General features: G+C 35.2%; 24 protein-coding genes, 1 tRNA gene and 1 other RNA gene. 9 read left to right on the forward strand and 17 right to left on the reverse strand.

Annotated elements, in window-relative coordinates:
* Window positions 1–18 precede the first annotated feature (18 nt).
* The 7 genes from OQK60_RS08750 to ssrA all read right to left on the reverse strand — a co-directional run bounded on the left by OQK60_RS08750 (window position 19) and on the right by ssrA (window position 5,900).
* Window positions 19–594 carry a phosphoribosyltransferase family protein gene (locus OQK60_RS08750; RefSeq protein WP_297686119.1) on the reverse strand — a complete coding sequence of 192 codons (576 nt, stop codon included), beginning with the start codon at window positions 592–594 and terminating at the stop codon, window positions 19–21.
* Window positions 595–597: 3 nt separating this feature from the next.
* Window positions 598–2,388: a translation elongation factor 4 gene (lepA, locus tag OQK60_RS08755; protein WP_297686121.1), complete on the reverse strand. Its 1,791-nt coding sequence runs from the start codon at window positions 2,386–2,388 to the stop codon at window positions 598–600.
* Window positions 2,389–2,402: 14 nt separating this feature from the next.
* On the reverse strand, window positions 2,403–3,329 hold the full coding sequence (locus OQK60_RS08760) for a ribose-phosphate pyrophosphokinase (protein ID WP_297686123.1): 927 nt from the start codon (window positions 3,327–3,329) through the stop codon (window positions 2,403–2,405).
* A 74-nt stretch (window positions 3,330–3,403) separates the two neighbouring features.
* On the reverse strand, window positions 3,404–3,757 hold the full coding sequence (locus OQK60_RS08765) for a DsrE family protein (protein WP_297686125.1): 354 nt from the start codon (window positions 3,755–3,757) through the stop codon (window positions 3,404–3,406).
* A gap of 326 nt (window positions 3,758–4,083) precedes the next feature.
* The gene (locus OQK60_RS08770) at window positions 4,084–5,070 is read right to left on the reverse strand and encodes a DUF4384 domain-containing protein (protein WP_297686127.1); all 987 of its coding nucleotides are present in this window, start codon (window positions 5,068–5,070) and stop codon (window positions 4,084–4,086) included.
* Between the two features lie 81 nt (window positions 5,071–5,151).
* Window positions 5,152–5,439, reverse strand: a complete 288-nt coding sequence (locus tag OQK60_RS08775; RefSeq protein ID WP_297686129.1) for a hypothetical protein — start codon at window positions 5,437–5,439, stop codon at window positions 5,152–5,154.
* Window positions 5,440–5,524: 85 nt separating this feature from the next.
* Window positions 5,525–5,900, reverse strand: a transfer-messenger RNA (tmRNA) gene (ssrA, locus tag OQK60_RS08780).
* 110 nt (window positions 5,901–6,010) lie between these two features.
* On the opposite strand from ssrA, the gene OQK60_RS08785 reads away from it, so the two are divergent.
* Window positions 6,011–6,145: a hypothetical protein gene (locus OQK60_RS08785; RefSeq protein ID WP_297686132.1), complete on the forward strand. Its 135-nt coding sequence runs from the start codon at window positions 6,011–6,013 to the stop codon at window positions 6,143–6,145.
* A gap of 9 nt (window positions 6,146–6,154) precedes the next feature.
* Here OQK60_RS08785 and OQK60_RS08790 read toward each other — a convergent pair.
* The 3 genes from OQK60_RS08790 to mraY form a co-directional block, all read right to left on the reverse strand.
* Window positions 6,155–6,230, reverse strand: a tRNA-Phe gene (locus OQK60_RS08790).
* A 41-nt stretch (window positions 6,231–6,271) separates the two neighbouring features.
* Window positions 6,272–7,474 carry a UDP-N-acetylmuramoyl-L-alanine--D-glutamate ligase gene (gene murD / locus OQK60_RS08795; protein WP_297686133.1) on the reverse strand — a complete coding sequence of 401 codons (1,203 nt, stop codon included), beginning with the start codon at window positions 7,472–7,474 and terminating at the stop codon, window positions 6,272–6,274.
* Window positions 7,474–8,535, reverse strand: coding sequence for a phospho-N-acetylmuramoyl-pentapeptide-transferase (mraY, locus tag OQK60_RS08800; RefSeq protein ID WP_297686135.1), 1,062 nt, complete (start codon window positions 8,533–8,535; stop codon window positions 7,474–7,476). Before mraY ends, murD begins: the two co-directional genes overlap by 1 nt.
* 74 nt (window positions 8,536–8,609) lie before the next feature.
* Between mraY and gpmI the strand changes: the two genes are divergently transcribed.
* The 5 genes from gpmI to accA all read left to right on the forward strand — a co-directional run bounded on the left by gpmI (window position 8,610) and on the right by accA (window position 13,464).
* The gene (gene gpmI, locus OQK60_RS08805; protein ID WP_297686137.1) at window positions 8,610–10,085 is read left to right on the forward strand and encodes a 2,3-bisphosphoglycerate-independent phosphoglycerate mutase; all 1,476 of its coding nucleotides are present in this window, start codon (window positions 8,610–8,612) and stop codon (window positions 10,083–10,085) included.
* Between the two features lie 35 nt (window positions 10,086–10,120).
* Window positions 10,121–10,867, forward strand: a complete 747-nt coding sequence (fabG, locus tag OQK60_RS08810; protein ID WP_297686140.1) for a 3-oxoacyl-ACP reductase FabG — start codon at window positions 10,121–10,123, stop codon at window positions 10,865–10,867.
* 93 nt (window positions 10,868–10,960) lie between these two features.
* Window positions 10,961–11,188, forward strand: a complete 228-nt coding sequence (gene acpP, locus OQK60_RS08815; protein ID WP_297686142.1) for an acyl carrier protein — start codon at window positions 10,961–10,963, stop codon at window positions 11,186–11,188.
* A 107-nt stretch (window positions 11,189–11,295) separates the two neighbouring features.
* A complete protein-coding gene (locus OQK60_RS08820; protein ID WP_297686145.1) occupies window positions 11,296–12,513 on the forward strand; it encodes a beta-ketoacyl-ACP synthase II in 1,218 nt (405 codons plus the stop codon).
* Window positions 12,514–12,528: 15 nt separating this feature from the next.
* Window positions 12,529–13,464 carry an acetyl-CoA carboxylase carboxyl transferase subunit alpha gene (accA, locus tag OQK60_RS08825; protein ID WP_297686147.1) on the forward strand — a complete coding sequence of 312 codons (936 nt, stop codon included), beginning with the start codon at window positions 12,529–12,531 and terminating at the stop codon, window positions 13,462–13,464.
* Window position 13,465: 1 nt separating this feature from the next.
* Here accA and OQK60_RS08830 read toward each other — a convergent pair whose 3' ends face one another.
* From OQK60_RS08830 to OQK60_RS08850, 5 genes are read right to left on the reverse strand one after another with little or no spacing between them, the layout of a single operon-like run.
* Window positions 13,466–14,266, reverse strand: coding sequence for a 3'-5' exonuclease (locus OQK60_RS08830; protein ID WP_297686149.1), 801 nt, complete (start codon window positions 14,264–14,266; stop codon window positions 13,466–13,468).
* Between the two features lie 3 nt (window positions 14,267–14,269).
* Window positions 14,270–14,857: a phosphoribosylanthranilate isomerase gene (locus tag OQK60_RS08835; protein WP_297686150.1), complete on the reverse strand. Its 588-nt coding sequence runs from the start codon at window positions 14,855–14,857 to the stop codon at window positions 14,270–14,272.
* Entirely contained in the window at window positions 14,857–15,498 is a 642-nt protein-coding gene (gene rpe, locus OQK60_RS08840) for a ribulose-phosphate 3-epimerase (protein WP_297686247.1), read from the reverse strand. The genes OQK60_RS08835 and rpe overlap by 1 nt, the downstream gene beginning before the upstream one ends.
* Window positions 15,499–15,548: 50 nt before the next feature.
* Window positions 15,549–16,943, reverse strand: a complete 1,395-nt coding sequence (locus OQK60_RS08845) for a chemotaxis protein CheX (RefSeq protein ID WP_297686152.1) — start codon at window positions 16,941–16,943, stop codon at window positions 15,549–15,551.
* Window positions 16,940–17,737 (reverse strand): HDOD domain-containing protein, encoded by a 798-nt coding sequence (locus OQK60_RS08850; RefSeq protein ID WP_297686154.1) that lies wholly within the window; start codon window positions 17,735–17,737, stop codon window positions 16,940–16,942. The genes OQK60_RS08845 and OQK60_RS08850 overlap by 4 nt, the downstream gene beginning before the upstream one ends.
* 161 nt (window positions 17,738–17,898) lie before the next feature.
* Between OQK60_RS08850 and rpmB the strand changes: the two genes are divergently transcribed.
* The 3 genes from rpmB to argJ are packed head-to-tail and all read left to right on the forward strand — an operon-like array spanning window position 17,899 to window position 20,404.
* A complete protein-coding gene (gene rpmB, locus OQK60_RS08855; protein ID WP_294930808.1) occupies window positions 17,899–18,087 on the forward strand; it encodes a 50S ribosomal protein L28 in 189 nt (62 codons plus the stop codon).
* 18 nt (window positions 18,088–18,105) lie between these two features.
* Window positions 18,106–19,236: an NAD-binding protein gene (locus OQK60_RS08860; RefSeq protein ID WP_297686156.1), complete on the forward strand. Its 1,131-nt coding sequence runs from the start codon at window positions 18,106–18,108 to the stop codon at window positions 19,234–19,236.
* Window positions 19,229–20,404, forward strand: coding sequence for a bifunctional glutamate N-acetyltransferase/amino-acid acetyltransferase ArgJ (gene argJ / locus OQK60_RS08865; RefSeq protein ID WP_297686158.1), 1,176 nt, complete (start codon window positions 19,229–19,231; stop codon window positions 20,402–20,404). The genes OQK60_RS08860 and argJ overlap by 8 nt, the downstream gene beginning before the upstream one ends.
* Before the next feature lie 6 nt (window positions 20,405–20,410).
* On the opposite strand, the gene OQK60_RS08870 is transcribed toward argJ, so the two are convergent.
* Together OQK60_RS08870 and OQK60_RS08875 are read right to left on the reverse strand one after the other, a co-directional pair.
* Window positions 20,411–21,022 (reverse strand): trimeric intracellular cation channel family protein, encoded by a 612-nt coding sequence (locus tag OQK60_RS08870; RefSeq protein ID WP_297686160.1) that lies wholly within the window; start codon window positions 21,020–21,022, stop codon window positions 20,411–20,413.
* A gap of 6 nt (window positions 21,023–21,028) precedes the next feature.
* Window positions 21,029–21,556 carry a gamma carbonic anhydrase family protein gene (locus tag OQK60_RS08875; RefSeq protein ID WP_297686162.1) on the reverse strand — a complete coding sequence of 176 codons (528 nt, stop codon included), beginning with the start codon at window positions 21,554–21,556 and terminating at the stop codon, window positions 21,029–21,031.
* Window positions 21,557–21,558: the final 2 nt, after the last annotated feature.

The following is a 21,558-nucleotide window of genomic DNA, read 5'->3' on the forward strand; positions in this document are numbered from 1 at the left end:
AGTATAATGAATGGCTACTTAGTTTAAACTTGCATCGGCTAAAGTTATGCAAAATAATGTATTTTTGTTGTTGTTTTGCATTGTTTTAATTGCACTGTTTAATGTTAAGCCTGTCGTAATTATGTCATCAACTAAAATAACTTCATTCGTATCAATATCTTTGAGTTGAAACTCTCTTGGATTAAGGAGTCTAAATTCTCTGCTTTTTCCCGAATATGATACTCTGTTTTTGGCTCTGAGCTTATTAAACTTGGGTATTATACATTTATTTTTAAGTGCTTTGTTTAAAACAGCTGTATGTGAGTAGCCGTTGTGGGCATAATCATCAACTGCAATAGAAGTTATGATGTCCGGATAACTAAACTCATCAGCAAAGAATTTTAGAGAATTTTTTGCAAGGATAGAGTAGATGTAGTAGCCAAGGTCTGTGTGTTTTGTATGTAGAAGAGTTTTAATATCTCTGTACTTGTAAAAAGATATGACCTCAATGTTGTTTAGAATTTTTCGTTTGTAAATTGAGGGAGTTAAAAAAGTTGTTTGACATGTAGAGCAGATATGTGTGAGTGAAAAGCTCTCACACATCAAACATTTCACTTTTTAATCCATCTTTAAAACTGACATAAAGGCTTCTTGCGGAAGCTGTACTTTTCCTATGCTTTTCATTCTTTTCTTGCCGGCTTTTTGTTTTTCTAGTAGTTTTCTTTTACGAGTGATATCACCACCGTAACATTTTGCAGTAACATTTTTACCCATTGACTTTACAGTCTCTCTTGCAATAACCTGAGAACCTAAAGATGCTTGAACAGCTACTTCAAAAAGTTGACGAGGTATTATCTCTTTCATGTTTTTAACCAAAACACGACCACGAGAGAGAGCTTGATTGCGTGGAACAACAATACTTAGTGCATCAACAACTTCTCCGGCAACTTTTACATCAAGCTTAACAAGGTCGCCAACTCTAAAATCTATAGGGTCATAATCAAATGAAGCATAACCTTTAGAGATTGATTTTAGTGTATCGTAAAAATCAACCACTATCTCATTCATTGGTATTTCATACTCAAGCATAACTCTATCTTCATTAAGATAAGTCATTTTTGTTTGAATTCCACGCTTACTTATCAAAAGAGTTATTATATTACCAAGGTATTGGCTAGGAGTGATTACAGTAGCTTTAACATAAGGCTCTTCAATCCTGTCAATCTTGTTTACTTCTGGAAGTTCAGAAGGATTTTGAACATTGATTTTTTCACCGTTGTTAAGATAAACTTGATAGATAACTGATGGAGCAGAAGCTATCAAATCTAGGTTGAATTCACGCTCTAGTCTCTCTTTTACAACTTCCATATGAAGCATGCCAAGAAACCCTACACGAAAACCAAAACCAAGAGCTAGAGATGTCTCTGGCTCGTAGGACAAAGAGCTGTCATTTAGTCTCAGTTTATCAAGGGCATCACGCAGATTTTCAAATTCATCTGTATCTATTGGGTAAATACCGGCAAAAACAAATGGTTTTGCCGGCTCATAAGTTCCAACCGGCTCCGTCGCAGGATTTTTAGCATCCGTAATAGTATCACCGACATTTATAACCGCAACTTCTTTTAGTCCAAGAACAACAATCCCAATCTCGCCACACTCTATAGTTTGAGTTTTGATTTTTTTCATAGGGTGTGGATACATCAAGTCAAGTATATGATGCTCTTGACCATTACTCATAAGCTTGATATTTTGCCCTTTTTTAACCTGACCGTCAAATACACGAACAAGTGCAAGCGCACCTAAATATTGGTCAAACCAAGAGTCATAAATAATTGCTTTTGTTGTAGCTTCAGGGTCGCCAACAGGAGCAGGCACCCTGTCAACAATTGCGTCAATAAGCTCGCGTATGCCAACACCTGTTTTTGCAGAAACTAAACAGGCATCTGTCGCGTCAATCCCGATACTTGTCTCTATCTCTTCTGCAACTTTCATTGGATCAGCAGCAGGGAGGTCGATTTTGTTTATAACAGGAATAAGTTCCAAGTCATTATCTAACGCTAGATAAACATTTGCAATTGTTTGAGCTTCAACACCTTGAGCAGCATCTACAATAAGTAGTGCGCCATCACTAGAAGCTAGTGACTTGCTAACTTCGTATGAAAAATCAACATGGCCCGGAGTATCTATAAGATTTAAAATATAGTGTTGGCCGTCTTTTACATAATCAAGTCTAACACTTTGAGCTTTGATAGTGATACCGCGTTCTTGTTCGATATCCATAGTATCCATCATCTGGGTACCCAACTCTCTCTCAGTTACAGAGCCACACTCTTGGATAATTCTATCTGCTAGGGTACTTTTACCATGGTCAATGTGTGCAATGATAGAAAAGTTTCTGATATTTTTCAATTAATTACCTCTAATTATTCAAAAAGTGAGTTAACACTCTCGTTGTGATAAACCCTGCGTATTACTTCGGCAAAAAGAGGTGCCACAGATAAAACCACAATATTTTTGTGTGGTTTTGATACTAAAGTGTTTGTAATTATAAGCTCATCCAGCTCGCCATTTTCCAAATTATCATAAGCTTTTCCACTTAAGACACCGTGAGTAGCACAAGCCATAACTGATGCTGCACCTTTGTTTTTGAGTGCAGTTGCAGCTTTAACCATAGTTCCGGCAGTATCTACCATGTCATCAATCATGATTACATTTTTACCATTGACATCACCGATGATATTCATAACTTCGCTCTCATTTGCTTTTTCACGACGCTTATCAACGATAACCATCTCTAGACCCATTCTTTTTGCAAAGTATCTAGCACGAGCTACGCCACCGATATCCGGAGAAGCGATAATAGGGTTTTTAAGGTTTTTGCTTTTTATGTAGGTCTCAAATGTTATTGAGCCATAAAGATTGTCAACAGGAATATTGAAAAAACCTTGAATTTGACCGGCATGAAGGTCGATTGTAACCACTCTGTCTATACCTGCTGTTTCGTACATGTCAGCAACAAGTCTTGCAGTAATAGGTACACGAGGTGCCGCTTTTCTGTCTTGTCTTGCATATCCGTAGTAAGGAACAACGGCAGTTATGCTTGAAGCAGATGAACGACGAAGGGCATCCGTCATGATTAAAAGTTCCATTAAGTTATCGTTTGAGGGTGATCCGGTTGATTGAACAATAAAAACATCACGACCACGAACACTTTCAGAGATTTGAACTGAAATCTCACCATCACTAAACTTTTTAATATCAGCTTTAGCTAATGGAGCATCTAAAATCTGACAAATCTCTTTTGCAAACTCTGTACTTGCAGAACCTGCAAAAATCTTATAACCACGCATGGAATACCTTCTTGGAAAAATTGATAAGGAATTATACAAAAATAGTGCTGAGAAGTTGTTAAAGATAAATGTATTTAAAAAGTTATGACTTTGGTATCGTCACTTTGTAGCGCCTCTGTCAGCATTTCTCCTGTATGGGTAAGTTCTATGCCTAAATCTGCGAGCTTGTCTGAAACACCATAATCATCGCTGCAAACAACACAGGCATTAAATTTTACACCTGTTTCTTGAACAATTTTGAGCTGTTTTTGCAGCTCATCATCATGAGCTAAAAGTTTAGCAGATGGACCCCATATCATTATAGTTGCTTCATCCCAATAAGAGCGAGGAAGCATAACCGAACCATAGAGTAAAATAAGTTTTTTAGCAACTTCTTTTTCGCCGCTTGACCATACTATTAAAAGTTTGTTTTTGATTGTTTTTTTCATGTTGTAATTATATTGTTTTTTTTAGTAACTTTGATTGTGTAACTGTATCTTTTAGTCGGAGGGTAGACAAAGATACAGTTACAAGTTCTTTAAAGACCGAAGGATCAGCCTCCTCCATCGTCAAAGGTCATACTTATCTTTACCATATGCAAAAAAAGCTTGTTCTGGTCAATTTTAGGACAATGTGCAGTAAAAATATCAATACAGTTCATGTTATATCCTTGAGTGTTAAAGTACAGCAGTACTTAGATGTTTAAACAAAGAAAAAGTGTGACGACGATTATATAAAGCAAAAAGTGTTCACAAAAAAAACTTATTTATGATGGCTACTCTATGGTGTTGGATACTTTAAAATTAATTTCACTCTTGGTGCATATATCTTCTTTTAGGCATTTGTTTAGAAGTTTTTTGTAACTTCCGGTTTTCTCGTAAATGTATACTCCATCAACTCTCTCTTCGGAGAGACTTTTTATGGGTAAAATTGCTTTTGATGCAATTGCATAAAATTTAACTTCTCTTCCTAAGTCGTCTTTATATGCGGTTAAATTTTCTACATTTTCATTTGGAAAAAAGAGAGATTCATCTTTTTGTAAACGAGGCACTCTCTGCTTTTCATTTGGGAAAATCATTGCAACATCTAATCCCGTTTCATAAAACAGGTATAAATATCCATCTTGATTTAGTGAAACTTCTACTTCTATGGATTCATCCGGCACATAAGATTTTTTACTTAGGATGATTTTTGCATGGAGCAGGGAGTCTATGATAGTGTTTAGCCTTTTTTCTATAATTATTATGCTCTCATCAGTTTTTGCACTCTGTTTTTCTTTAGCTAAGTTGAGGAGTTTTTTAGCTTTAGAATACTTTTTTTTATCTATTGATGCTAGTATGTTTTTTTTAAGTTCATTAAACTCTTGTTCGTCTTTTATCTTATCAAGTATTGTTTTTTCATTTTTTTCATCTAGAAATATGATTACATGTACTCTAAAGTTTTTTTTGTTTTCATCAACTTCTTTATATGTTTTGAATGCTTTTAGGCTTAAGATAAGTTGATCTGTTTTTGTGTTGTTTTGTGAATTATTTAATTCTACATGTGATTTTATGCTTATACCAAAATACTTAGATATAAGAGCGTACGCATTTTGAGTTGCAGATTTTCCAGCAAGATGTTCTTTTGCAATATCTTCCGCAGGGTACCAATCAGAAACTCCCCTAAACAGCCTCTGCTTGTTGTTGGAATCTTTTTTAATGACTCCTTCTTCACCTATACATAGTGTTATCGTCAACAAAATAAGTAGAGTAATTCTTATCAACTATAATCCTCATATAATAAATATTTGTTATATTAGCAGATTAAATTTAATCTGTACATAATTGATTTGTTAAAGTTGTTTTTAGAGTCTGATGGTGTTTAGTATTTCATGTTCACCTATTATTGATTGAGTGCAATACTTTATGTAAAGCGACTTGCAAATGTCTTCTGAGCCGTTTGACTCAGCCTTTGCCAAAGCCCATAAACCTGCTCTTTTTTCATCTTTTTCTAAATCAACAACAACTTGTTTATATATTTTTTCTTCCCATGCTTTTCTTTTTATTTTATTTCTTTTATGAAAAACAATAAATGAAAAAGCCATAAATGAAAAAACAATAAATATTAATCCTGTTTCAAAAGATATTGGCATTTTTAATATCCTAAATTTAATAATGAAATTTTGAATAGTATCGACAAAAGAGGGATGTTTGTTTAGGATTTATTCGATTGAGTATTGGTGGAGACGTCCGGAATCGAACCGGAGTCCAAAACCACGCTACTCCTAATGTCTACATGCTTAGAAAAGTTGTTAAAGTTTAATCTTGCTTCACACTACTTGCAAAGCTACACAAGACGATCCTCTAGGGTTCATTTTATGCACGAGGCGGACATAAAATATATCTACATAAGGGTTATACTTCGAATCCTATTTATCTAGAGTCCATAGGTGAAGCAGCCCGTCCTCTAAGAGGGGGTAAAACTTAAGCTACTGCTAAAGCTGGGCGATAATTTGTATTGTTTGCATTTAAGCAAGTTGAGCCGCGTAACGGAAGTGCTCAGTCCGACATGCAATTAGAAGCCACTTGATCCTGTCGAAGCCAAGTCGTCCCCATATGTAATTATATCAAATTTCTGTACTTATTCTATTAATTATATATTTTTAGTGCTTTATATGTCAATTGTTTATAGTATGTGAACAATTATTTACAAAAGGATATATAATGGAACCAAGTTTAGAAGATATTGATGATTATAAAAAACCATTAAAAAAATCAAAATTAAAAAATATATTGATTGGTTTTGGGATACTGTTAACACTTTTTATTATTAGTGCTTTAGTTCAAAGTAATATGTAAATTAAAAGGTGGTGGCCAATCTCGGAATCGAACCAAGGACACAGTGATTTTCAGTCACTTGCTCTACCGACTGAGCTAATTGGCCATCTTTTAAAGAGCGAGATTATAGCTTCTAAGGGCTGAAAGCTAGCTTATGTTTTGCACAGCTGCTTTAAACTCATCACCTCTTTGTGCATATGAGCTAAATTCGTCTAGACTAGCTGCTGCTGGAGAGAGTAGGGCAACTTCATTTTCTTTTAGATTGTTGTCTATTTTGCTTATGGCATCTGCTAAATTTTTGCATAATTCAAAAGAGATTTTGTACTCTTGAGCCAGTTTCGAGAGTCTGTCTTTATTTGAGCCAATATTGTAGATTTTAACACTACAGTTTTGTAAGTATTCAAATAACTCGTTTAAATCAACACCCTTATCGTCACCGCCTAAGATTAAATGTACATGTGACTCTTTATATCTATCTAATGCTGCAATAGTGGCATCAATGTTTGTTGCTTTGGTGTCATTTACCCATAAACGGTTTTTAGAGTCTCTTAGCTCTTCTTGTCTATGCGGGTCAAGTACAAAAGAGTTTATTTTTTCATAATCAACTCTATCAAAAAGTATTTTATCAACGGCCATTGCTAGAAGAGCATCTGCCAAAAAGGCACCTTTGAAATCTACCTTCGCGGTATCTATTTCAAAATATGAGGCTAAATCATTTACATCTTCATAATGAATGACATGTGCAGAGGTCTTAATGTTTTTATAGTCACTTGGAACTATTGCAACCTCGCCCTCTTTCATAGACTCAATAGGCTTTAGTTTTGCCTTGACATACTCATCCATACTTCCATGCCAAGAGAGATGGTCTGGATTTATTGGAAGCAGGACATATATGTTAGGAAGAGCTATGTTTGTATAGTGCATAGTAAAAGAGCTGGTTTCTAAAATCCACATGTCGGCATTTTGGTTCAAGTCAGCAAGGGGAGTTCCAATGTTTCCGCCAGCCTCAGAGCCTTTGTCTTGTAAAAGATGTTGCATCATCTGTGTTGTAGTAGTTTTACCGTTAGTCCCGCTTATCCATATAGTCAGTGGGGCGTTTTTTGCAAAACAGTCATATTCACTGATGAGATTTTTTGCTTTCATGATAAGTGAATTTGATGGCGGTATACCCGGTGATGGAATTTCCAAATCAGAGTAATTGGGATTGAAATCAGATGAGGGCTTAACTTTAAATCCGTTATCGTCTGTAAATGGTTTTACCACTTTGTCATCATAAAAAACAGCATTTGGAAAAATCTTAGTTAATGTCTTTGTTGTTTTTCCATATCCAAACAGAGATACTCTTTGCATTAACGAATCTTTAGAGAGATTAGTGCTAGCAGGTTAGATATAATAGCAACTATCCAAAATCGAACAATTATTTTATTCTCTGCCCACTGTTTCATCTCAAAGTGGTGATGAATGGGCGCCATTAAAAAGACTCTTTTTTTTCTGATTTTATAACTTCCTACTTGAAGAATTACAGAGAGTGTCTCTATAACAAATATAGAACCGATTAGTAAAAGAAGAATTTCACTTTTAGAGATGATTGCAAGATAACCTAAAAAAGCCCCGATAGTGAGCGAACCGCTGTCACCCATAAAAACTTCAGCAGGATGGCAGTTGTACCATAAAAACCCTGTCAAAGCTCCAATCAGAGCACTTGCAACAATTGCAACTTCTCCAACATTGAAATGGGGCATAAGAAGATATGAACTTATTGTTGCGTTACCTGTTATATATATAATGATACTAAATGATGTAAGAGCTACAATAGACGGTACAGTAGCAAGCCCGTCAAGACCATCAGTCAGGTTGACAGCATTTGAAGTTGCAATCATAACTAGTATCCACAAAATAATAGAGTAGACACCCATGTCAAGAACAGGATTTTTAATAAATGGAACATAAAGCTGCGTATTAAAATCAGCTAAAAAATACAAAAAAGATGCAATTATAAGGGCAGAAACTATTTGCAATATAAGTTTTGTTCTTGCTTTAAGACCTGCAAGATTTTCATTTTTTCTAATTTTTGCAAAGTCATCTTTAAAGCCAATCATCGAGAATAGTCCAAGCGTAAGTATTGAGCCAAGAGCGTATATATTTGTAAATTTAATACTGATTAGTGATGCAAGTATTGTCGCACTAATAAACACTATACCACCCATAGTCGGAGTCTTGGCCTTTTCTTTATGTCTATCAGGTGCCAAATCATTTATGGGTTGAACACTAGAAGTTTTTTGTGCCCAACTTATAAAACGAGGCATTAAAAATAGTGTAAAAAACAGAGCTAAAAAGAATGATATTCCGGCTCTAATTGTAATGTAGCTAAGTATATTTATGTTTAGTGTTTCTGATAGCCAGTATAACAAAGTGATAATTCCTTATAAAATAAAAATGACATTATAGTATAATTGCATAAAACTTTAATTATTAAGGGGAATAATTGGCAAAAAAAGCTGTTTTAATAATAACAGATGGTATTGGATATAGTTCAAAAACTGAGCATAATGCGTTTTATAATGCAAAAAAACCAAACTATGACAAGCTCTTTAAGGATACTCCTCACTCCTTAATAGATACATTTGGATTAAGCGTAGGTCTTCCAGAAGGGCAGATGGGTAACTCTGAAGTTGGGCATATGAGCATAGGAAGCGGAAGGGTTCTTTATCAAGATTTGGTAAAAATATCTTTGGCTCTAAGTGAAAATACCATGCAAGACAATGAAGAGTTAAAAAACCTACTAAATGCTTCAAGCAGATTACATCTTATAGGACTTATGAGCGACGGCGGTGTTCATTCTCATATAGATCACTTTATGGGCATTGCCAAAATAGCAGCTGCACAAGGCAAAAAAGTTTTTTTACATTTAATTACAGATGGCAGGGATGTCTCTCCGACTTCTGCACAAAAGTATTTGGCTCAAGTTGAAAAACATTTAAATGATAGTGTTAAAATTGCTACAATAAGCGGCCGTTTTTACTCTATGGATAGAGATAATCGCTGGGAAAGAGTCCAAAGAGGATATGATGCAATAGTAAACGCAACTCCTAAAACTGACTATGAACCTGCAGAGTATATTGGCTCATCTTATGAGCTTGGCGATACCGATGAGTTCATTGCTCCAACTGCATTTGATGGTTATGATGGGTTTGAAGACGGTGACAGCGTACTTACTATAAACTTTAGAAGCGACAGAATGAGAGAACTTGTCTCTGCTATAGGAGATGAAAACTTTAGCGGTTTTTCAAAATCACATGTAGATGTTAATCTAGCAACAATAACAGAGTATGATAAAAGTTTTTCCTATCCTGTATTGTTTAGAAAAGATGCTCCAAAAAACACACTGGCTGAAGTTATCTCATCAAAAGGTTTAAGACAGTTTCATACTGCTGAAACTGAAAAATATGCACATGTGACTTTCTTTTTAAATGGGGGTATTGATGAACCTTATGAAAATGAGACAAGAGTTCTTATCCCTTCTCCTGATGTGAAAACTTACGATGAAAAACCTGAAATGAGCGCAATAGAAGTAGGTTCTGCTGTCTTAAAAGCTATGGATGAAGAGTATGATTTTGTAGTTGTAAACTTTGCAAATGGCGATATGGTAGGCCATACCGGTGATTTTGAAGCAGCTAAAATAGCCGTGACAACGGTGGACACTCAGCTTGGCTTGATACTTCAAAAAGCTAAAGAGCAGGGCTACGCAGTTGTTATTACTTCTGATCATGGTAATTGTGAAGAGATGAAAGATGAAGACGGAAATGTTTTGACAAATCATACAGTCGGTAAAGTATGGTGTTTTGTTGAAGCAGATGGAGTTAGCAAAGTTCAAACCGGTGGTTTAAATAATATTGCTCCAACGGTTTTAAAACTTATGGATGTTGAAATCCCTCAAGAGATGGATAACGCTCTAATATAGATGGTGTTTAATTTAAAAATGGAGAAATCAAGAAAATGAAATTCAGTGGAAAAAATGTTTTAGTAACAGGTTCAAGTCGTGGTATCGGTGCAGAGATAGCAAAAACTTTAGCAGGGTTTGGTTTAAAAGTATGGGTGAATTATAGAAGCGGTGCAGCAGAAGCTGATGCAGTAAAAGATGCGATTGAAACAGCAGGAGGCAGTGCGGCTGTTATTGGTTTTGATGTAAGTGATGAAGCTGCATTTATTGATGCAATAAAAACTATTATGGATAGTGATGGTGAACTTTCATATCTTGTAAATAATGCAGGTATTACAAATGACAAGCTGGCTCTTCGTATGAAAACAGAAGATTTTATGAGTGTAATAAATGCAAATCTTACATCATGTTTTATAGGATGTCGAGAGTCTATGAAAGTAATGAGAAAGAAAAAATTCGGTGCTGTAGTAAATATCGCTTCTATAGTAGGAGAGACTGGAAATGGCGGTCAAACCAACTATTCAGCATCTAAAGGCGGAGTTATCGCAATGACAAAAAGTTTTGCGATAGAAGCTGCTACGAGCGGAATCCGTTACAATACCGTAACACCAGGTTTTATTGCAACAGAGATGACTGATGTATTAAGCGATGAGGTAAAGGAGAGTTTTACTTCAAAGATACCGATGAATCGTTTTGGAAAGCCTAGTGAAATTGCTGAGGCAACAGCTTTTTTGCTTTCTGATCACTCTAGTTATATAACCGGTGAAACACTTAAAGTTAACGGTGGAATGAATATGGCATAAGAGATTTTCTCTTAATTTACTAACGCATTTTAAAATAATTAAGTTAGTTATGTTATAATTTCGTGAATTTAAACATAAAATACAGGAGCTAGAATGGCACTATTAGACGATATTAAAGAAGTTGTAGTTGAACAATTAAGCGTTAACGCTGATGAGGTAAAAGAAGATGCAAAGTTTGTTGAAGATTTAGGTGCTGATAGCCTTGATGTAGTTGAATTAGTTATGGCTCTTGAAGAAAAGTTTGATATAGAAATTCCTGATGATGAAGCAGAAAAAATTCAAACAGTTAAAGATGTAGTTAACTATATAGAAAGCAAATAATTAGCTTTTTTTCCCTACTGAGGAACTCCTCGGTAGTAAATATTTTTTAATACTCAGAATGTTTACTGGTTCTTAAAAAGTATTTTATATTTTCACGGAGATTTTGAATGAGAAGAGTTGTAGTTACTGGTTTAGGCATGATTAATGCAGTTGGAAATGATAAAGAGAGTTCTTTTAAAGCTATTTGTGACGGTGAGTGCGGCATAGATAAAATTACTCTATTTGATCCTGAAAACTATGCTGTTAAAATTGCCGCTGAAGTTAAAAACTTTGACCCAGAAACTGTGATGTCACCTAAAGAAGTTAAAAAAGCAGACAGATTTATTCATCTTGGTCTTAAAGCTGCTCAAGAAGCGATGCTTGATGCTAACCTTCCAGAAGATACAGACATGCATAGGATGGGCATAAGTGCCGGTTCTGGTATCGGTGGGCTTCCTTCAATTGAGAAAAACTCAATAATTATAGAGACTCGTGGACCTCGTAGAATCTCTCCATTTTTTATTCCAGGCGCTTTAGTGAATATGCTTGGCGGCTTTGTATCTATAGAGCACGGTACAAAAGGTCCAAACCTTTCAAGTGTTACAGCTTGTGCAGCAGGAACTCACGCAATCAGCGAAGCATGTAAGACTATTATGTGTGGTGGCGCTGATAAGATGTTAGTAATTTCAGCTGAGTGTGCTGTAACGGGTGCCGGTGTTGGTGGTTTTGCAGCAATGAAAGCACTTTCAACAAACAATGAAAATCCTAAGGGTGCTTCTCGCCCTTTTGATGCAAACCGTGATGGTTTCGTAATGGGTGAAGGTGGAGCAGCTCTTATATTGGAAGTTTATGAAGATGCTGTGGCTCGCGGAGCAAATATCTACGGTGAAATCGTTGGTTTTGGTGAGAGTGGAGATGCAAATCATATTACTACACCAAGTCTTGATGGTCCGGCTCGTGCTATGAAAGCCGCATATAAAATGGCAGGTGAGCCTAAGCTGGATTATGTAAACGCGCATGGAACAAGTACTCCAATTAATGATAAAAATGAAACAGCTGCAGTAAAAGAATTACTTGGAGGGAAAGAAAATTGTCCTCCAATGAGTTCTATCAAAGGTCAAATCGGTCACTGTCTTGGTGCTGCTGGCGGTATAGAAGCTGTTACATGTCTTATGGCAATGAGAGATGGAATTATTCCTCCAACAATTAATCATGAAACACCGGATGAAAACTGTGACTTAGATATAGTTCCAAATATTGCAAGAAAAGCAGAACTAAATACTGTAATGAGCAATTCATTTGGATTTGGTGGAACAAACGGCGTTCTAATCTTTAAGAAAATCTAAGTATAAGGATTCAATTTGGCAACATATTTAGACTTTGAGCACAAGATTAAATTTATCCAAGAGGATATTATATCTGCACAAGTTCGTCATGATGAAGGTGCAGTTGAGAATCTTCAAAAAGATTTAGATAAAGCTGTTTCAAAAATATTTAATAATTTAACTCCATTTCAACAGCTTCAGCTTGCTCGACATCTAGATAGACCATATGCACTTGACTATATTAACTTGATTATGAGAGATAAATACGAGATTCATGGAGACAGACACTTTCGTGATGATGCTGCAATTTTATGTTACTTAGGCTACATTGGCGGCGAAAAAGTTATGGTTATCGGCGAGCAAAAAGGTCGTGGAACTAAAAATAAAATCAAAAGAAATTTCGGTATGCCTCATCCAGAAGGTTATAGAAAAGCTCTTCGTGCAGCTAAACTTGCAGAAAAGTTTAACATACCGGTTCTTATGCTTATTGACACTCCGGGTGCATATCCTGGTATCGGTGCAGAAGAGAGAAATCAAAGTGAAGCAATTGCGCGAAATCTAATTGAATTAGCTGAGCTTAACACTCCAACAATCTCTATTGTTATAGGAGAGGGTGGAAGTGGTGGAGCACTTGCTATAGGTGTTGCTGATAAGCTTGCTATGATGAGATACTCTGTATTTAGTGTTATTTCTCCTGAAGGCTGTTCTGCGATTTTATGGAATGATCCGGCTAAAGCAGAAGCTGCCACAAATGCCATGAAGATTACTAGTAAAGACTTAAAAGAGTTAGACCTTATAGATGATATAATCGATGAACCGCTAATTGGTGCTCATAGAGACAGAGATGGTGCTGCTGCTGCAATTGCAGACTACTTCTTAGATGAACTCTCTAAACTTCGCGAAATGTCTGATGAAGAGAGAATGGATGCTAGATATAAAAGATTAACTAACCCTGGAGCTTTTTCAGAGTAAACTATTTTTCTTCTTGATTCTCTTGAAGAGGGTCGAACTTCGGCCTTTTTAACCTTTTTCCCTCTTTAGAAAACTTTATCAAGTCTTCTACATTATGTATATTTTCACTTATATTTTCAAGTGATAGTTTAAAAAGACCATAAGTTGTCATAACATCACTCATAGCTCTATGATGACTTGCATCAGGATTTAATCTAAATGTATTATTTAAATAAGAAAGAGCATATCTGTAAGACTCTATCGTTCTCTCAGCAAGAGCAAGTGAGCATATACTTCTATTTAAAAGAGGTTCTAAACCGACTTTTTGCATTGATTGTGAGATGAATTTATAATCAAATTTTACATCATGTGCAATAAATACGGCATCTCCCAAAAAAAGTTTAAATTTGTACAAAACTTCTTTTAGCAAAGGGGCATCTTGTGTATCTTCTGCGCTTATTCCTGTTATGGCTGTTATGTGTTTATTGATTTCTTTACACTTTACAAGAGACTCATAACTATCGATAATCTTGCCATTTTTGATTTTAAGAGCTGCAATTTCTATGATTTGATGTTTATCTATTTTAGAACCGTTAGTCTCAATATCTACAATACAAAATTCTGCTTTATCCATAGGAATAAATTTTGTTGAGAAATAATAGTAGCCCTTGTTTTTCACTATATCAAGACCTTGTGATCTCCATAGTTCAAGCGAGAAGTCTATACTGTCATCAATTTGAGATTTGAGATTTTCAAGAGGCAAGCCTTTTGTCGCTAATCTTGAGACACTTTTTGCATCAAGTGGAAAATCATTACTTAGCATAGGTCAGGAGTTGGCATTTTTTATAAATTCTTTAACTTTTTGTGCATTTTTAATACCGTGAGATATCTCAACACCGCTACTTACATCGACTCCATAAAAGCCATACTCTTTAACAGAAGCTACATTTTGAGGATCTAAGCCGCCCGCAAGGATGATTTTAGAGCAATCAACATCTTTGAACCACTCTATGTTTAATCTTTTGCCGGCTCCGCCATAAGCTTCACAGTAAGCATCAACTAGTCTATACTCATCACTGTATTTTAATATATCTTTAGCTTCTTTTGCTCTTATAACTTTAATATATGCAACAAAGAGTTGTTCATACAGTTCATCGGGAGCTTCGAAGTGAAGTTGCGCAAGCGTACAGCCAGACTCTTGAATATATGAGTTGATAACTTGTGCATCTACATTTACAAAAAGACCGACTTTTTCTACAAATGGCGGGAGTTTTTCAATTATACTTTTAGCATCAGAGGGTGAAATGTATCTAGGTGATTTTTCATAAAAAACAAAACCAAGCGCATCTGCACCGGCTTCAATCGCCACCATCGCATCTTCAAAAGATGTAATACCGCAAATTTTTGTTCTCATTATATTTGTAAACTTTTGATGGCTTCTTCTTTTGAAGCGTGTTTAAATACATAACTTCCAGCAACAACAACATCAACACCAACATCTTTAAGACTTTGAATGTTTTTATCACTTACTCCGCCGTCAACTTCTATGAGACATTTAGGGTTAAGTCTATTTCTCATTTCATTAAGTTTTGAAGCCTTTGGTATTACAGTGTCAATAAAACTCTGGCCGCCAAATCCAGGATTTACGCTCATTAAAAGTACCATGTCTAAATCTTGTAGCAAATACTCTATGGATTCAGGAGGAGTATGAGGGTTTAGCACTATGGCTGGCTTGATTCCGTATGAGCGAATCTTTTGAATAAGCCTGTGCGGATGTTTTTCTTCTTCTATATGAAAAGATATATACTCTGGCTTTAGCGGTGCAAAGAGTTCAACAAAAAAAGTATTGTTTTGAACCATTAGGTGTATATCTAGGGGTTTTGTCGCAGATTTGGCTATAGCAGAGACTACAACAGGCCCTATAGTCAGATTTGGAACAAAATGACCATCCATAACATCTACATGTACTAAATCACAGCCAGCATCACAGATAGCTTCAACATCTCTTTGTAGATTGCCAAAATCGGCACTTAATACACTTGGAGCCACTTTAATCATTATAAACCTTTGTTTTTAAAGTATGAAATGGTACTATTAACTAGCTTTTATCTTGTTAAGAAAAATAAAAATTCATCATCATCAAAAGATAAATCTACTTGAACACCTTTTTTATCACCAACAACTTCTAGCAGGCTATCTACATCTTGGTAAGTTCTTGGCAGGGTAATGTCTACTTTTATATTATGTTCAGACAAAAGAGTTTTAATTTTACCGCCTACTATGTTTACAAGTTCCGCTAAAGTGTCTAAAATGAGTTCGATATCGTCTGTTGACTCACCAATAAGAAGTTCACAAGCTTTCTTTGCGATAGTAACCGGAAAAACTAATATTACCATACCGTCTAGTTCTCCATAGTACCCAATTGAACTGGCAATTTTGCCTTTTTTAATATCTATAGTTAAATTGTGTATTTCTGCAGATTTTTTTATTGCTTTAGAGTTTGTCATCATCTCAATTGTGATAATGGCTGCATCAATAAAGCTTGGCAGTTCTTTAACGGTTTGTTTATTTAAAGCTCTTTTGTTTTTTATGTTTGCAGCACTGCTGGCACCTAATTCATTTAATAACTCTTTGTTTTTTAAAATATCATCCATCTGTTCATAAAAAAGTATTCCAGCATCTTCAAGAGTTTCTTTAAATTCTATTTGTGTTTTTTCAAATGAGAGACCGACAAAGCATATGGTTGCATTATACTCAGCAGCCGAGCTTGAAAGCTTTGAGAAAAAGTTAAGAGCGTGAACATTCATACTGACGACTTTATATGCGTCAAAAATAAATAGTCTAAAACCGACATTTAGTGAGTTTTGATGATATAAAAGATTGAATCTTTCATTTATCTGGGCATCTAAAAAACCTGAAACCGTGTAAATAATAGCATTTCCGGTGACACGAGTAGCAACCTTGTCTCCTGTGTCTCCAAGAAATGTTGAATCAATAATATAATCATATGCATCAGTATTCTTTTTTTTACTCTCATACTCTTCTTGCGATTGTGCAACTATTGGATTGTGACCGCCATCATGCAGCTCAATAGCCATAGTAGTTCTTTGAGATTTGTCACTGCTGTATAGTAGGATTTTTTTATTTTGATTTTTAAAACCTGTTGAAAATAGATATGCAATATCTAATGTTTTAAACAATGAAAAATTTATTTCACCTTTATAAAATTTCTTAATAGCATGATATTTTTTATCATCATAATCACAAAATCCGACTATTGCATGATTTTTTTTGCGAATTTTATAAAAAAGTTTTACAAAAGCATCTAAGCCGTTACGATTAAAAAAGATAACTTTTTTTAATGAAACTAAAATCATGTCAGCTTTTAAGTTTTCTGCTGCCGTTACATCTTCAATATTTAAAAAAGCACTGGTAGAATTGGCATCAAGAAAGCCTTGAGGCGAGAAAACTGCTACACCATTTTTAACTACGGCTTTCATTTAATCTCCATAAGAGTTGCAAACTCATCGTATATGTCGCTGACATAATCAACTTGAAAATCAACAAAATCATTCAATCCAGCTTCTATAAACTGCGGCTGAGATAGTTCAAAAAACAGTAAGAGATGCATCCATTTTCCTAGCTTATTTATCTCTTCATCGTCAGATGGTCTTACTCCCGATGCTGAGTGTATTATTTGTGGGATTATTTCATTCATCTCCCATTTATGAGCTATCTTCTCACAAATATCAAAAAGCCCAATACCACATAAACGGGTGAGAATGGTGTTGTAATCAAGAGCTTTTGTTGTTCTTAACAAGGTGACATCATCAATGCTTTTACAAAAAAGTGCTTCTGAGACTATGATACTTGATGGAAGCAGACTTATAGCTGCATATATATCTTTATCCTCAACTTTTAAATATGTTAATATTGCTTCCCACTTTTTTGATAATTGAGCTTGAAGTTCATAAAAAGATGCAGCATTTAGTTTGAACAGAAGCCACTCATCTGGACTCAAAAGAGAAGTCATATAGTTGTACACTGCTTGTTGTGAAAGTGAAACACCTAGTATCCCAAATATCTGAGATATATCACTAACTTCGTTTTTAAATCCATATATAGGCTTATTAACAAGATTTTTAAGATACGATTTTAGTGCCAAATCACTCTCGGCAAGCTTCGCAGCTTTTACTAAATCTCCAATTTGCAAAAGTCCAAAAGTATCTTTTAGCGTTTTTGGCGCTGGAGGAATTTTACTTATAAAAATATCTATGTCATTTTTAGTTATCATGTTTTCACAATTCAGTATATTACTTTTTTTTCATTCTACCGACATATGCATAAAAAGTATATAAAAAGCACAAGAAGTTTATTTATAGTAAGTATTAAGCAGAAGTTTTGTTTGGGCTTGATATAATTCGCAACTTTAAAACCTAAAATAAGGAATTTGATATGGCAAGAAGATGTGCTATAAGTGGCAAAGGCCCAATGAGCGGAAACAATGTTTCTCACGCTAAAAATAGAACAAAACGTCGTTTTTTATTAAATCTTAGAACAGTACGCATTACTCTAGATGACGGTACTACTCAAAAGATTAAAATATCTGCAAGAGAATTACGCACACTTAAGAAAAATTCTTAAGAGAAATAGGAAATTAGCTTGAGTCTCTTAAGCAAAATTCGAATATTTCTACACTGGGAGTCCGCTCCCAAACCTGATGTAAAGCTTCTTCCTGAAGTTTACCCTCACCTCAAAGCATTTCGTTTACCTCTAATTTTAACAGTCATAACTATGTTACTTGGAACTACAGGTTATATACTTATAGAAAACGCAACATTAATGGATGCAATATACCAAACAGGAATCACATTCACTACGGTTGGTTTTGGAGAGGTTATTCCGATCTCAAATGCAGGAAGAATCTTTACAATAACACTCATTATTGCTGGTTTTGCTATCTTTACGAGTGCCATAAGTATAGTGGTGGCAGAATTAAATAGAGGAAATATATTTGCCATTTTAAAGGAGCGAAGTATGTTATATAGTATAGCTAGACTCAAGAAACACTTTGTCATTTGTTATCATAATGATTATACTCTCGAAGTTACAAAACAGTTAAGAAAAAATCATATCCCTTTTGTCGTTATTGACCCCAGAGAAGAGATTCATCAATGGGCTATAGAACACAACTACCCAACATATTTAAAAGCAGAACCACATACTGAATTAAGTATGTTAAAAGCTCATCTTGCATCTGCTAAAGGTATTATTACACTATCTAATTCTATTAGTGATAATATCGCATTAATCGCCTCAGTAAGACTTTTTGAAAAAGAGCACTTTTTACCAAGACCATATTATATTATCTCATCAGCAGAGAGTGTTAGTGATGTTGATAAACTGAAAAAATTAGGAGCTGACACAGTTGTTTCGCCTACAAAATTAACTGCTCAAAGAGTTAGTGCTATGGCTTCTCGTCCGGATATGGAAAACCTTCTTGAAGAATTTTTATATAAAAGTGACAACCCTCTTGATATGGAAGAAGTTGAAGTTCCAAAATACAGCTGGGCAGTTCTTAAAAAATTAAAAGAGACACATATACGCCAAATTACAAATACTTCAGTTATCGGTATCACAAAAAAAGATGGTGACTTTTCGGCTATGCCAAAGGGCGATGTATTGATTACAAGTGAGTGTAAACTGCTGATCATTGGAACTCAAAAAGATATCACCGTAACTAAAGAGTTATTAAGAAAAAGAGATAAGCCTAAGGAACTGAAATTTGTATAATATAATTTATTCACAGAATGGAGTCTGTGCAAGTGATGGTTTTTTTGCCGATGGCGTGAGCGCTGGACTTAAAAAAGACGGTGCAAAAGATATGGCTTTTATATATAGTGATAGTGAATGTGAAGTGGCTTCAGTCTTTACAACAAACAAAATGTTTGCGGCACCTATAAAACATTTTCAATCAATGGGTTCGTTTAAAACAAACTTCATACTTATTAACTCTAAAAATGCTAATGCAATGACCGGTAAAGCAGGTATTGAAGATATAAATGAAGTTCTTCGTACATGTAAAGATGTAATCAACCCGATTATGAGTTCAACAGGTGTAATCGGAGTTAGATTGCCAAAAGAGAAAATCATTGAAGGTGCTAAGCTTTTTGATTATTCTAAAAGAGACTCATCTTCTGCTTCAAAAGCTATAATGACTACAGATACATTTGCCAAAGAGATAGCATTTAAAGTTAAGCTGGATGATGGCAGCAGTTTTAACATTGGTGCAATAGCAAAAGGTGCGGGTATGATAAACCCTGCAATGGCAACAATGTTGTGTTTTATTACAACTGATGCTGCTGTACCTAAAAATGAGATGCAAGAAGCGTTAGATGAAGTGACCAAGACAACTTTTAATGCGATAAGTGTTGATGGGGATACTTCAACCAATGATACCGTTTTGCTTTTAGCTAACAAGAAAAGCGAAGCCTATGACAAAGAGGCTTTTAAAGAGGCTCTGTTTAAAGTTATGCACTTTTTAGCCCTAGAGATGGTTAGAGACGGCGAAGGCGCTACAAAGCTTGTTACATACAAGGTTACAGGTGCAAAAGATGACAGGGAAGCTGAAGTAGTAGCAAAAGCACTTTCAGATTCTCTTCTTGTAAAGACTGCACTTTTTGGTGAAGACCCAAATTGGGGAAGAATAGCTTCAACAGTTGGAGCAAGCGGTGTGGAGTGCAGCGAAGAGACTCTCAAGATATCTTTTGATAATTTATGTGTTTATGATAGAGGAAAACTTTACTTTGACGAAGAGATGGAAAAAAAATGTGCAATTGTTATGCAGCATAAAAAATTCACTATCTCTTGCGACTTAGGTATCGGCGAGGGAAGTTTTAAAGCATATGGATGTGACCTTGGTTATGAGTATGTTAAAATAAATGCGGATTATAGGACATAATCTGCTTTAATTTAGTTTTGGAAGATGCCACTTTTTTTTATAGGCTATAAGTCTCAGTGCAATACAAAATAATGCAATAGAGATTATGGTAAATTCATTTAACATGTCGAATAGTTCAACAACTGCTAAGAGCAGAGCAACTATAACTGCTATAGAACCGTAAAAATCACTTACTAGAACTGTTGGAACTTCATTTATCATAATATCTCTGGTAACACCACCGCCAACTGCTGTAATAAAACTCAGAATTATTATCCCAAAGAAGTTGTACTCAGCATTTATTGCCAAAAGAGCACCTGTAATACTAAATGCAACCAAACCAATAGTGTCACTCACTACAAATATCCATTTCTTTTCAATAGAAGTATTGTTATATAGTTTAAACATGTAGGCAATAAAAATTGTAAAAATCAGTGTGATAGCTGGATATAGTGAGGTAAATGCAAATGGAGCAGAGCTTAATATAGCATCTCTGATTATCCCGCCACCTAAAGCTGTAAGGGCTGAGGCTATAACTATTCCTAAAATATCAAGGTTGTTTTTTATAGCAATTAAAAAACCACTTATTCCAAAAGCTATGATTCCAATAATGTCTGCAAATATAAAGTAATCAGGCAAAGGTTTTTACTCTTGGTAGTGAGACTTAAATTCTACATATCTTGATGCAGAAGCGTATAGCTCTTCAACCTCTTCATCATTCAGCTCTCTTACAACTTTAGCAGGACTTCCCATGATAAGTGAGCGGGGTGGGAATTTTTTGTTTTTTGTTACAAGCGAGCCTGCACCGACAATAGACTCTTTACCAATCACAACACCGTCAAGTATTGTTGCACTCATGCCAATGAGACAGGCATCTTGTATTGTACAGCCGTGAAGCATTACTTTGTGTCCAACTGTTACATCATCGCCAATGATAGTCGGGTGCCCATCACTCATATCAGCTTTTTTATGATGAGTTACATGTATCATACTTCCATCTTGTATACTTGTGCGAGAGCCGATTTTGATAAAGTGAACATCTGCTCTTATGGCGACTTGAAACCATACAGAACTATCTTCGCCAATTTCGCAACGACCTATCACATCCGCAGATGGCGCTATCCAAGTTCTTTTTCCTATATTGGGTGAAAAATCTTTAAAATCGATAATCATAG

Origin of the sequence: Sulfurimonas sp. (assembly GCF_026196735.1) — a bacterium.
Lineage (GTDB): Bacteria > Campylobacterota > Campylobacteria > Campylobacterales > Sulfurimonadaceae > Sulfurimonas.